The following is a 12,182-nucleotide window of genomic DNA, read 5'->3' on the forward strand; positions in this document are numbered from 1 at the left end:
TTATTGCTCTTTAAATTAATGCTTTTCATATTTATAATCATCAACCGCTTTCTGATACAATGCTTCGTATTTAGGAAGAATGTTTCTGATATCAAACTTTCTAGCCACTTCTAAAGCATTTGCCTTAAACTGACTCAAAACAGCATCGTCTCTTAAAATTTTTAATGCATTTTCAGCCATTTCTTCAACATTTCCAACATTGCTTAGATAACCCGAAAAACCGTCAAAATTAACCTCAGGCAAACCACCAGAATTACTAGAAATTACAGGAACACCGCACGCCATTGCTTCTAAAGCTGCCAAACCAAAACTTTCTGTTTCAGAAGGAAGTAAAAACAAATCGGTCATGCATAAGATTTTATCAATTTCGTGGCTATTTCCAAAGAAAATCACTTTATCTAAAATTCCTAATTCCTGACATAAGATTTCTGCTTTTTCTTTTTCTGGTCCGTCTCCAACCATCATTAACTTTGCAGGAATTTCTTTCTGCACATTATAGAAAATCTTAATAATATCTGGAATACGTTTTACCTTTCTAAAATTACTGATATGCGTTATAATACGCTCATTTTCATTTGCCATCACATATCTGTGACATGGTGCCAAAGGATCTTTTTTAACTTTATCCAATTCAATAAAGTTCGGAATTACTTTAATTTTATTCTTGATTTTGAATAATTTCAAAGTATCATCTTTCAAACTCTGCGAAACCGAAGTAACATAATCTGATTTATTGATGCTAAAAGTTACCGCCGGTTTATAAAACGGGTGATTTCCTACAAGTGTAATATCAGTACCGTGAAGAGTTGTAATCATCGGAAGATTAATCCCTTCATTTTTAAGCATTTGTTTTGCCATATAACCCGCGTATGCGTGCGGAATAGCATAATGCACGTGAAGAAGCTCAATTTTATATAATTTAACCATATCGACCAATTTGCTCGATAATGCTAATTCATAAGGCTGATAGTGAAACAATGGATATTCCGGAACATTTACTTCGTGATAATGAACATTCGGATTTAAAAGCGCCAACCTTACTGGCTGACTGTATGTAATAAAATGTATTTCGTGTCCTCTTCTGGCTAATTCGAGACCTAACTCTGTGGCTACCACACCACTACCTCCAAAAGTAGGATAACAAACAATTGCTATTTTCATGGATTAAATTTAATTCTACGAAAATACTCAAAAATCACGTGTAAATGAGCTTTTAAATTGTTAGATTTTTGACAAAATTAGATTAATTCTAGTTAATAAATATTTTTAGAAGCAGACAATATCGAATAAAAAGAACCACTTGTCCCGCTGTCCGTTATATCTTTTATGCCGAACACCGGCACAAAAGGATATCACTACCATCGGGGCTAGATTAGAACATTTTGTTTTCATAAGTCATACCTTAACGAAAAACTTTGTCAAAGCCCTATCACCAAAAAAAATGTCATTCCGAGGAACGAGGAATCTCCGTAAGAAACTCGACAAAGATTGGTGATTTTAATTGCGGAGCTACTTACGGAGATTCCTCGTTCCTCGGAATGACAAACTTTGGCGAAACCTGAAACATTAAAACAAAAAAAGGCATAAAATCTAAATTTCATGCCTTTCAAATATTTTATAAATTTCATATTAGAAAAATCTGCTGTGCCAACTATCGGCAGCAGGAACTTCCCAAGATTCATTAAATTCTTCGATATTATTAACCAAATTATTGAAAACAATTGTGTTCTCAGAAACAGATTTATCTTTAACCATTTTCTTAAAATCAATTAATGGTTTGTGTGCAATATGTTCGCCAAGTTTAAAAGTAACGTTCATTTTATCTAACAGATCAACATTGTACTTTTTTTCTAAGCTTTGAATAAATTCAACTGAACTATCAATTGAACAGCCAGTTGCTGCCTGTACATCTTGATTTACAGCCAATATTATAAATCTATTGTATTTCAATAAAAAAGAAGCTTCTAGACTTGTGCCGTGCGCAGCCCATTGTTCTACAAAAGCTTTTAAATCAGTTTCAATTTCAGAAAACTCTTCCTCAGAAAACTTTCTGTTTGATTGGTAAATCCAGACTCTAGATTCACCTGGTAAATTTTCAAAAGGTATATACATTTTTTAATTTTAGATTGTTGATTTTAGATTTTAGATTTTTTGAAAAGTTTTAAGTTTCATGTTTCAAGTTCAAAAACTTAGAATCTTAACATCTTAGAACCTTAGCAACTTTTTTTTTACAAATCTTGCGCGTTTGCTATTAACTCAGCAACGTCCATTACTTTTACTTCACCTTCTTTATGTGCGTGTTTAATTCCATCTGTTAACATCGTATTACAGAAAGGACAACCAGCAGCAATAATATCTGGTTTAACTTCTAAAGCATCTTCTGTACGAAGAACGTTTACTTCTTTGTTTCCAGGTTCAGCATCTTTAAACATTTGCGCTCCACCTGCACCGCAACATAATCCATTTGCTTTAGAACGTTTCATTTCAACTAATTCAACGTCCAACTTCTCAATTAAATCTCTCGGAGCTTCATAAACTTTATTTGCTCTTCCTAAATAACAAGGATCATGGAAAGTAATTTTTTTTCCTTTAAATTGTCCGCCTTCAACAGTCAATCTTCCATCATCAATTAATGATTTTAAAAATTCTGTATGATGTATAACTTCGTAATTCCCTCCTAATTCAGGATATTCATTTTTCAAAGTATTAAAACAGTGCGGACAAGCCGTAACAATTTTCTTTGCTTCATAAGCATTCAGAACTTCAATATTCATCATCGCTTGCATCTGAAACAAAAACTCATTTCCAGCTCTTTTTGCAGGATCTCCAGTACAACTTTCTTCCGTACCTAAAACTGCAAAAGAAACATTTGTACGATTTAAAATTCGCACAAACGCTTTAGTAATTTTTTTTGCTCTATCATCAAAACTTCCTGCGCAACCTACCCAAAACAAAACTTCTGGCTGTTTTCCTTCGGCAAGCATTTCTGCCATTGTTGGCACTACTAAACTTTCTGACATTTCTCTCTCTTTTGTTTAAAGTTTAAAGTTCAAAGTTTCATATTTTATTCTGAAATCTGAAATCTTAATTCATTATGAGAATTTATTTTAATTCTCGTTTTTCCAATTTAAACGGTCTTGCTGGCTATACTGCCAAGGCGCACCGTTATTTTCAATATTAGTCATCATCGCGTTTAATGACATTGGAGCAGCACTTTGCTCCATTACCAAATAACGACGCATATCCATAATAATAGATAACGGACTAATATTTACTGGACATTCTTCTACACAAGCATTACAAGACGTACAAGCCCATAATTCTTCTGGAGTAATATAATCGTTTAAAAGTGATTTATTATCTGGAACAAAAACACCTTTATTGGCGTCAATATTTTTTCCAACTTCCGTCAAACGATCTCTTGTGTCCATCATAATTTTACGAGGAGACAATTTTTTACCCGTTTGATTTGCTGGACATGATGAAGTACAACGCCCACATTCTGTACACGTATAAGCATTTAATAACTGAACCCAATTTAAATCCTGAACATCGCTTGCACCAAATTTAGCTGGAGCTGAATTTTCATCTGCTGGCGGTGCCGCTGCAAACGGATCGGCGTTTGGATCCATCATCAATTTCACTTCATTTGTAACAGAAGCTAAATTATCAAACTGTCCTTCTGGTTTTAAATTTGCAAAATAAGTATTCGGGAAAGCCAAAAGAATATGTAAATGTTTTGAGAAATATAAATAGTTCATAAAAACTAAAATTCCAGCAATATGCAACCACCAAAATACTTCAAACAAAAGAACAACTAATTCATTTGACATTCCGTTAAAAATAGGCGCAATAAACTGACTTATTGGAAAACTTCCTGCTTTATGAAAAATTCCTCCTGGAACATTTTGCAAATGATAATCAGAAGCATTCATCAATAAAAACAAAATCATCAAAACGGTTTCGAAATACAAAATGTAATTCGCATCGCTTTTTGGAAATCCAGTTAAATCAGAGTGAATAAAACGCTTCAATCTGATAAAGTTTCTTCTAATCCAAAAAACAGTTACAGCAAAAATTACCAGTATTGCTAATATTTCAAATGAAGCAATCAGAACATCATAAACAACACCTAAATAAGGCGCAAAAATCCTATGCGTCCCGAAAAGTCCATCAATAATGATTTCAAGCAATTCAATATTAATAATGATGAATCCCACATAAACAAAAATATGCAGTATTCCAGCAACAGGGCGTCTCACCATTCTTGATTGCCCAAGAGCAATCAAAGCCATGTTTTTCCATCGAGCTTTAGGATTATCTTTTCGATCTACATCTACTCCCAAATTAATGTTTCGGATGATCTTTTTTACGCTCGCTGCAAAAAAACCGAAACCAACTACAAGAAGTATGGCAAACAAAATATTATCTAAATAACTCATTTACAATTATTTTTTATCAGTTGAATTTGTATCTTCAGTTGGTGCTACATAAGGTTTGTTTTTCTTTCCAAAAAGAGAAACATTTACGTAACGTGTAGGATATAAACGTACATCTTGCAATAACAATTCAAGCTCTTTTGAAGTTTTAGCTAAGTTATTATAAAGAGCGTCGTCGTTTAATAATTTACCCGCAGTACCTTTTCCAGAATTTAAATTAGCCATTAAACCATCAACTTTTGCCAAAGCTTGGTTAAGATTACGAACTGTTTTCCCTAAATCAGCTTTATTTAAAGAATCAGAGATTTTATTGAAATTGTTTGATGCTTTATTAAAGTTAGAAACCATTCCGTTAATCTGTCCTTTATTAGTGTCTAAAATATTATTTAAACTACCAGATGCTTTGTGAAACTGCGCCATTGTCTGACTTAACTCAGCAATTGTTTTCTTTAAGTTTTCTTGTGTTTGCTTGTCTAAAGTATTGTTCAGTCCAGTAACTAAAACATCAATATTTACAAGCATTTTGTCTAGCTTTTGCTGAATTGGTTCAATTTTCCCTCCTAAAGATTCAGTCAACCCAAGTTCAACCGCAGAAGCTAAAGTCTGTCCATCTTCTGCTAATTCTTTATCTGCCATATTCGGTACAATCTTAATTTGTTTTCCGCCAATTAAACTTGGAGAATACAAAGATGCAGTACTTGTTTTCGAAATTGGAAAATCTGTTTTTAATTGAAGTTCAACTAATAATTTACCAGTAACTTCGTCTATAGTGATTTTACTTACTTTACCAATTGCTAATCCGTTTAATGTAACGGGAGCTGAAGCTGACAAATCTTCAACATTATCATATTGAACATATAAAGTTTTATAATTTGTAAAAAGATCTCTGCCTTTTAAAAAACTATAACCCCAAATAAATAATAAAATCGATGCGATGACTAAAATAGCCGTTTTAATTTCTCTTGTTAGTTTCAAAATTCTAAGTGTTTGTACAAAATTAATATAAATATTCGAACTAAGGCTTATTATTTAATTGCGTCCTGAATACTGATTTTTTCTCCATCTCTAGTTGCTACTAAAAATGCTGCGCCATACCCTTTACTTTTAGCTTCTTGCAAATATTTTTGCGCAGTTTCGTAACTTGAAGTTTCTTCGTAGAAATACTTATATATATTGTTTTCAAATAACATCGTCACATTTTTTAACCCTTTGAAGTTTTTAGGTTCCAATGGCGTTTTTTTAATACTCGCTATTAGCTGTACTTTAAAAAAGGTTCCTTTAGGCGCATTTTTAACCGCTGCAACAGGAGCAGTTGTTTTAGGTTTTACTGGTTTTGAAGTATCTCTTATGGGCCGACTGTCGTCTGATTCACCACCTGAACCAAAATATTCTCTCTTATAACTTAAAATTGCCTCTGCGATTGCTCTTGCAATATCATCCTGACCTTCTTCAGAATTTAGAATATTACCTTCTGTTGGGTTAGACACAAATCCAGTTTCAACCAAAACTCTAGGCATGTATGCTTTATGAAGTACCATGAAAGGTGCTTGTTTTACACCACCTTGACGAAGTTTCTTACCTAATTTTTCAAAATTATCTTCGATTTTAGTAGCCAAAGAAATACTGTTATCTAAATATTCTTCTTGCATCAAAGTCATACCGATCATTGATTCTGGAGAATTAGGATCGTAACCTTCATATTTACGTTTATAATCTTTCTCTAAAGTAATTACAGAGTTCTCTTTCTTTGCCGCTTCAAGGTTTGACGCAACTTTACTTAAACCCATTACATAAGTTTCTGTTCCGTCGGCAGCTGTATTTTTATTAGCATTACAGTGAATAGAAACAAAAATATTTGAATTGGCTCTATTTGCGATGTTTGCTCTTTCGACCAAATCGATAAAAACGTCTGTTTTACGGGTATAAATTACATTAACATTCGGATTTAGTTCTAAAATCTTTCCCACTTTTAGAACAATCGCTAAAGCAATATTTTTTTCAATTCTGCCGCTATAAACAGCTCCAAAGTCATGATCACCATGTCCAGCATCCAAAGTTACTTTAAACACATTGGACTGACTATGAGCATAAAAAGACAGGATTGTTAGAAATAAAGTAAATATTACCTTAAATTTGTTAATTCTATTCATAAATCTAAAAGTTAATTTTAATAAAATGCAGCTGTTATAATTTTCAGAATTGATTATTTTTGCCAAAAAATTATATGTAAGTTTGACATGTCAAAAAACAAGCCATAATTTTACAAAAATAGCATTTAAACCTTTGCATACAAACTTATTTAATATCGTTTTAATATCATTTTTCCTAACTATAGGTTGTGGTAATTTATATTCGCAAGAAATAAAAAACAAAAAAAAGCCTTTACCTGCTGTAAAACAAACAGATAAAGAATCCAAACCCGTAATCGATACTATAAAGCTAGACACTGTTAGACCTAAAAAGACTTTTTTGGATGGAAAAGTAAAATACAGAGCTAAAGATTATGCAAAAATTGATCAGAAAAACAAACTTATCACTTTATACAACGAAGCCGAATTATACTATAAAGATGTAGAATTAAAATCGGGCATCATTATTCTTAATTATGAAAAGGACGAAGTTTATGCAGGAAGAATAAAAGATTCTGCTGGGGTTTTAGTCCAATATCCTAATTTTAAACAAGGTTCAAGCGAAGTTCAACCCGACTCAATTCGATTTAATTTCAAAACAAAAAAAGCATTAATTTATAATTCTAGAACCGAACAAGGAGAATTTAAAATTAAAGCTGCTGTTACTAAAAAAGAAAACGATTCTGTTTATTTCTTAAAAGGAGCGCGTTTTACAACTTCAACAGATGTTGATCATCCAGAATATTATTTCCAAACCAGCAAAGTAAAATTTATTCCTGGAAAAAAAGTAATTACCGGTTTAACCAACATGGTAATTGCCGACGTACCAACACCTTTAGCATTACCTTTTGCATATTTTCCGATGAGCCAGGAAAAAAGTGTTTCTGGTATTATTATTCCTAGTTATAATGATTCTAACACCAGAGGTTTTTCTCTTCAAAATGGTGGATATTATTTTGCTTTAAGTGATCATTATGATTTAACCGTACTTGGAGATTATTACACTAACGGAAGTTACGCCATGCGATTTGAATCTTCATATGCAACAAGATACAAATATCGAGGAAATGTAAATATCCGTTTTGAAAATCTAATAAACAGCGAACGTGGATATCCTGATTATTCAAAACAAAATATTTACAACATTCAGTGGTCGCATTCTAAAGACACAAAATCAAACCCAAATTCAACCTTCTCTGCATCGGTAAATATGGGTAGTAGTAAATACTTTAAACAATCTATTAACCAAGCCAACATTGGTTCGAACTTAAACAACACTTTAAGTTCTTCTATTTCATACAATAAAACTTTTAATACCATTCCAGGATCTCGTATTTCGTTATCGGCAACGCATCAGCAAAATACGCAAACAGAAGATATCATTATGACACTTCCTACATTGCAAGGAAGTATAGACCGTATTTATCCTTTTGCTGGAAAAGACGGCGTAAAGAAAGGGATAATTAAAAACATCAACTTGCAATATAACGTAAGCGGAAAAAATGAATTTAAAACAAAAGATTCTTTGTTTTTCAAGCCGCAGATGTTTAAAGATGCCCAGATGGGAATGCAACATACAATTCCTCTTAGTACAAACTTTAAAGTTTTTAAATATTTTAGTGCAAGTGCTTCCACAACTTATCAGGAAACTTGGGTAAACAAAACAATCAAAAAAAGCTATGATGCTTCAACTGGACAAGCAGAACCTACACCTGTAAATGGTTTTGACTCTTTTAGAACTTATAATTTTAGCACAAACTTAGGAACAACCATTTACGGAACTTTTAATTTTGGCGAAGACAAGAAAATTCAGTCTATAAGACACGTTATGCGTCCAAGTGTAACTTATGCTTACACACCAAGTTTTGAGCGTTATTATGATACTTATGCTGTAGATGCAAGCGGAAGAATCACTTCTGAATATACAAGATTTGAAAACGGTCTTTTTGGACAGCCTGGTAAAGACAATTCTAACGTTGTTGGTTTTTCTTTGAGTAATACTTTTGAAGCAAAAGTAAGAGACAAAGACAGTACTAAAACTGAACCAAAAAAAATAATGCTGTTAAACAACTTAAACTTCAGTACAAGTTATAACTTCAATGCAGACGGAAAAACAACTTTTGGATGGCAGCCTGTATTAGTAAGTGGTGGAACACAGTTTTTTGACAATAAAATGAATATGAACTTTGGCGCAACATTAGATCCTTACGCGATTGATAATGGAGGTAACAAGTTAAACAAATTCAACATTGATAACGGCGGAAGTTTATTTAGAATGACCAGCGCAAACGTAACGGTAAACTATTCGTTTTCTAGTAAAGGAACCGGCGAAAAAGACAAGAACACCCAAAGTCAGCGGAATGGTGGACGAAGTGATGATTTATTTGGTACAAACACCGATTTAAATGACACTCGAAATAGCCAATTTGCCAATGAACCTGAAAAAGAAGATGTGATTACTGAGTTTTTTAACTCAAAAATCCCTTTTGACATGACTCTTGCCTACTCTTTAACATACTCTAATATAAATCGAGAGAATAGAATCTCTAATAACTCTCTTATGATTTCGGTTAACACAGACATTACACCAAAATGGAAAGGTGGAATTTCTACTGGTTATGATTTTGTACAAAAAGGAGTTACTTTTACCCAATTCCGTTTTGAAAGAGATTTGTTAAGCTGGAGAATGGCATTTAATTGGCAGCCTCTAGGAACAAATTCTAACTGGAACTTCTTCATCGGAATCAAATCTGGTATGCTTAGTGACATTAAATGGAACAAACGAAGCGTTTCTAATCGATAAACTTTCGAATCAAAATACTTTCATTATGAAAAAAATAATCTTTACCGAGAAAGCTCCGGCTCCGATCGGACCTTACAACCAAGCTATTTTATCTGGAAATACGCTTTATGCTTCTGGACAAATTGCCATTAATCCAGAATCAGGAGAATTGATTACAGATAATATTAACGACGAAACTAACCAAGTTATGCAAAACATTGCTGCAATTCTAGAAGCCGCAGGAATGACTTTTGAGAACGTAGTGAAGTCTACAATTTTCATTATGGATATGAATAACTTTGGAGCAATAAACACAGTTTACGGTTCGTATTTTAACGAAAAAACCGCTCCAGCACGTGAAACGGTTCAGGTGGCATGTTTGCCAAAAAATGTTAATGTAGAAATATCTATAATTGCTGTGCAATAGCATCTAATAATAATTGTGCCGTTGCTTCGTTTGTTGCCAGCGGCACATTATGCACATCACAAACACGAATCAGCATATTAATATCTGCCTCGTGAGGATGACTTGACAAAGGGTCTTTAAAAAAGAAAACCATTTTTGTTATTCCTTCCGCCACTCTTCCTGCAATTTGCGCATCGCCTCCTAAAGGTCCCGAAAGCATTCTTTGAGTTTTAAAACCCGCTGCTTCAGCTTTTCCTCCAGTTGTACCGGTACCAATTAATCTTATTTTTTCATTGTGTAAAACAGCTTCATTTTTAATTAAAAAATCAATTAAATCAGCTTTTTTTCCATCATGGGCAATAATGGCAATTTCCATAAAATCAGAACTATTGATTAGCGACATGATATGCAATTAATCCATCAATAGGTCTTCTTAAAACGTTTCCTAATTGAAGTTCATATTTATTGAAAGTTTCTTGTAATTCGTCTTTCAAATAAAATGCAATAGAACCAACAAAATGTACTGGAACTTCTTTGCAGTTATCGAATTGTTTAATATAATTCTTAACGAAAGACTTCATTCCTTTAAAAATGATTTTTCTGCAGAATTCCGTGTCTTTATGCTTAATTAAAAATTTAGCGTAAGTTGCTAAATAAGCATTTGGATTTGGTTCTTTATATAATTTGTTTTTAATAAAATCTGGATCAACGTCGTACTCTTTTTCAAGTTCAACAGCCAATTCTTTAGGCATTTTATTAAAGTAGTATTTTCTAATTAATTCTTTTCCAAAAACGTTACCGCTACAGTCGTCCATAACAATGTATCCTAAAGACTGTACTTTTTGATGCAATACTTTTCCATCAAAATAACTGCAGTTAGAACCAGTTCCTAAGATAGAAACAATTGCCTCTTCTCCTTTTGGTGTTGTTGCATAAACCGCCGCGTAAGTATCTTCCTGAACATCTACAATAGCGTTAGTAAAATACTCTTGGAAAATTTGAGATAATGCTGTTTTCATTCTATCAGTACCACATCCTGCACCATAGAAGAATAAATGAGTAGCATTTTTTTTGTTTTGTAAGATATCAAAACGGTCGTTTAATCTTTCGATAATTTCCGGACCATCAAGAATTTCAGGATTTAATCCTAAAGTTTGTGTTGTGAATAATACTTTTCCATTATCATCTATCGCAATCCAATCGGCTTTAGTAGATCCACTGTCAACTATTAATTTCATTTGTTTAGTTTTTGGAATTAGGCTTTTCTATTTTTAATTTAAAAGTGTGATTTTTACATTAATTATAGAGGTAACAAAATAAGAAAATCCCGTTATTGTAGTAACGGGATTTTGCAAAAATATATATTATTATTTTAAACCTGCAATATGTACAGATAAATCGATCAATTTGCTTGAGTATCCGTACTCATTATCATACCAAGAAACTAATTTGAAGAAAGTTGAGTTCAAACCAATTCCTGCAGTAGCGTCAACGATAGATGTTCTTTTGTCAGAGATGAAATCTTGAGAAACAACAGCATCTTCAGTATATCCTAAAATACCTTTTAATTCGTTTTCAGAAGCTTTTTTCAATACAGCCATGATTTCTTCGTATGAAGTTTCTTTAGCTAATTTCACAGTTAAATCTACTGTAGAAACGTCAGCTGTAGGAACACGGAAAGCCATACCTGTTAATTTTCCATTTAAGTCTGGAATTACTTTTCCAACCGCTTTTGCAGCACCAGTTGAAGAAGGAATGATGTTGATTGCAGCAGCACGTCCACCTCTCCAGTCTTTTCTAGAAGGTCCGTCAGCTGTCATTTGAGTTGAAGTAGTTGCGTGAACAGTAGTCATTAAACCTTCAACAATTCCGAAGTTATCATTGATAACTTTAGCTAAAGGAGCTAAACAGTTCGTAGTACAAGAAGCGTTAGAAACAACTAAATCAGAAGCTTTTGCAGTTTCGTGGTTTACTCCCATTACAAACATTGGAGCATCAGCAGAAGGAGCAGAAATAATAACTTTTTTAGCTCCACCTTTTAAGTGCTCGCTTGCTGTTTCAATAGTTGTGAAGATACCAGTACACTCAGCAACAACATCTACATCAACTTCGTTCCATTTTAAGTCAGCTGGATTTCTTTCTGCAGTAATACGGATATTTCTTCCGTTTACGTAAAGTTTTCCTTCTTTTACTTCTACAGTTCCGTCGAAACGACCGTGAACTGAATCATATTTTAATAAATAAGCTAAGTGATCAACATCTAATAAATCGTTGATTGCAACAACTTCTACATTATCTCTATTGAAAGATTCTCTAAAAACGATTCTTCCGATACGTCCAAATCCGTTTATTCCTAATTTTACTTTTGACATTTTACTAAATTTTTGCTTTTGTTTTTATTACACTATTTTCAAAGTCTAATTTCC

The 12,182-nt window shown here is 32.9% G+C and carries 11 protein-coding genes; 2 read left to right on the forward strand and 9 right to left on the reverse strand.

What is annotated here, in order from left to right:
- Positions 1-15: 15 nt before the first annotated feature.
- The 6 genes from bshA to NYQ10_RS19010 form a co-directional block, all read right to left on the reverse strand.
- Entirely contained in the window at positions 16-1,161 is a 1,146-nt protein-coding gene (gene bshA / locus NYQ10_RS18985; protein WP_229350141.1) for an N-acetyl-alpha-D-glucosaminyl L-malate synthase BshA, read from the reverse strand.
- A 468-nt stretch (positions 1,162-1,629) separates the two neighbouring features.
- Positions 1,630-2,112, reverse strand: a complete 483-nt coding sequence (locus NYQ10_RS18990; RefSeq protein WP_057116491.1) for a hypothetical protein — start codon at positions 2,110-2,112, stop codon at positions 1,630-1,632.
- 116 nt (positions 2,113-2,228) lie between these two features.
- Complete coding sequence (locus NYQ10_RS18995; RefSeq protein WP_223704455.1) at positions 2,229-3,020, reverse strand: (Fe-S)-binding protein; 792 nt, start codon at positions 3,018-3,020, stop codon at positions 2,229-2,231.
- 87 nt (positions 3,021-3,107) lie between these two features.
- Entirely contained in the window at positions 3,108-4,442 is a 1,335-nt protein-coding gene (locus NYQ10_RS19000; protein ID WP_289877796.1) for a (Fe-S)-binding protein, read from the reverse strand.
- 6 nt (positions 4,443-4,448) lie between these two features.
- Positions 4,449-5,414 carry an MlaD family protein gene (locus NYQ10_RS19005; RefSeq protein WP_289877798.1) on the reverse strand — a complete coding sequence of 322 codons (966 nt, stop codon included), beginning with the start codon at positions 5,412-5,414 and terminating at the stop codon, positions 4,449-4,451.
- 50 nt (positions 5,415-5,464) lie between these two features.
- Complete coding sequence (locus NYQ10_RS19010) at positions 5,465-6,589, reverse strand: N-acetylmuramoyl-L-alanine amidase family protein (RefSeq protein ID WP_289877800.1); 1,125 nt, start codon at positions 6,587-6,589, stop codon at positions 5,465-5,467.
- Between the two features lie 82 nt (positions 6,590-6,671).
- On the opposite strand from NYQ10_RS19010, the gene NYQ10_RS19015 reads away from it, so the two are divergent.
- Together NYQ10_RS19015 and NYQ10_RS19020 are read left to right on the forward strand one after the other, a co-directional pair.
- Positions 6,672-9,371, forward strand: a complete 2,700-nt coding sequence (locus tag NYQ10_RS19015; RefSeq protein WP_289877801.1) for a putative LPS assembly protein LptD — start codon at positions 6,672-6,674, stop codon at positions 9,369-9,371.
- A gap of 25 nt (positions 9,372-9,396) precedes the next feature.
- On the forward strand, positions 9,397-9,777 hold the full coding sequence (locus NYQ10_RS19020; protein ID WP_289877803.1) for a RidA family protein: 381 nt from the start codon (positions 9,397-9,399) through the stop codon (positions 9,775-9,777).
- On the opposite strand, the gene NYQ10_RS19025 is transcribed toward NYQ10_RS19020, so the two are convergent.
- The 3 genes from NYQ10_RS19025 to gap all read right to left on the reverse strand — a co-directional run bounded on the left by NYQ10_RS19025 (position 9,758) and on the right by gap (position 12,128).
- On the reverse strand, positions 9,758-10,132 hold the full coding sequence (locus tag NYQ10_RS19025) for a methylglyoxal synthase (protein WP_111379227.1): 375 nt from the start codon (positions 10,130-10,132) through the stop codon (positions 9,758-9,760). The two genes, NYQ10_RS19020 and NYQ10_RS19025, sit on opposite strands and share 20 nt — an antisense overlap.
- Before the next feature lie 10 nt (positions 10,133-10,142).
- Complete coding sequence (locus NYQ10_RS19030; protein WP_276172978.1) at positions 10,143-10,994, reverse strand: N-acetylglucosamine kinase; 852 nt, start codon at positions 10,992-10,994, stop codon at positions 10,143-10,145.
- Between the two features lie 129 nt (positions 10,995-11,123).
- Complete coding sequence (gene gap, locus NYQ10_RS19035; protein WP_109194184.1) at positions 11,124-12,128, reverse strand: type I glyceraldehyde-3-phosphate dehydrogenase; 1,005 nt, start codon at positions 12,126-12,128, stop codon at positions 11,124-11,126.
- Between the last annotated feature and the right edge of the window lie 54 nt (positions 12,129-12,182).

The organism is Flavobacterium johnsoniae (assembly GCF_030388325.1).
Classification (GTDB): domain Bacteria; phylum Bacteroidota; class Bacteroidia; order Flavobacteriales; family Flavobacteriaceae; genus Flavobacterium; species Flavobacterium johnsoniae_C.

Bases quoted from the DNA above. Each gene is read 5' to 3' on its own strand.
- NYQ10_RS19020 (WP_289877803.1), top strand. From the start codon at position 9,397: ATGAAAAAAATAATCTTTACCGAGAAAGCTCCGGCTCCGATCGGACCT.
- NYQ10_RS19025 (WP_111379227.1), bottom strand. From the start codon at position 10,132: ATGGAAATTGCCATTATTGCCCATGATGGAAAAAAAGCTGATTTAATT.
- NYQ10_RS19010 (WP_289877800.1), bottom strand. From the start codon at position 6,589: ATGAATAGAATTAACAAATTTAAGGTAATATTTACTTTATTTCTAACA.
- NYQ10_RS19000 (WP_289877796.1), bottom strand. From the start codon at position 4,442: ATGAGTTATTTAGATAATATTTTGTTTGCCATACTTCTTGTAGTTGGT.
- NYQ10_RS18995 (WP_223704455.1), bottom strand. From the start codon at position 3,020: ATGTCAGAAAGTTTAGTAGTGCCAACAATGGCAGAAATGCTTGCCGAA.
- NYQ10_RS19030 (WP_276172978.1), bottom strand. From the start codon at position 10,994: ATGAAATTAATAGTTGACAGTGGATCTACTAAAGCCGATTGGATTGCG.
- NYQ10_RS18990 (WP_057116491.1), bottom strand. From the start codon at position 2,112: ATGTATATACCTTTTGAAAATTTACCAGGTGAATCTAGAGTCTGGATT.
- gap (WP_109194184.1), bottom strand. From the start codon at position 12,128: ATGTCAAAAGTAAAATTAGGAATAAACGGATTTGGACGTATCGGAAGA.
- bshA (WP_229350141.1), bottom strand. From the start codon at position 1,161: ATGAAAATAGCAATTGTTTGTTATCCTACTTTTGGAGGTAGTGGTGTG.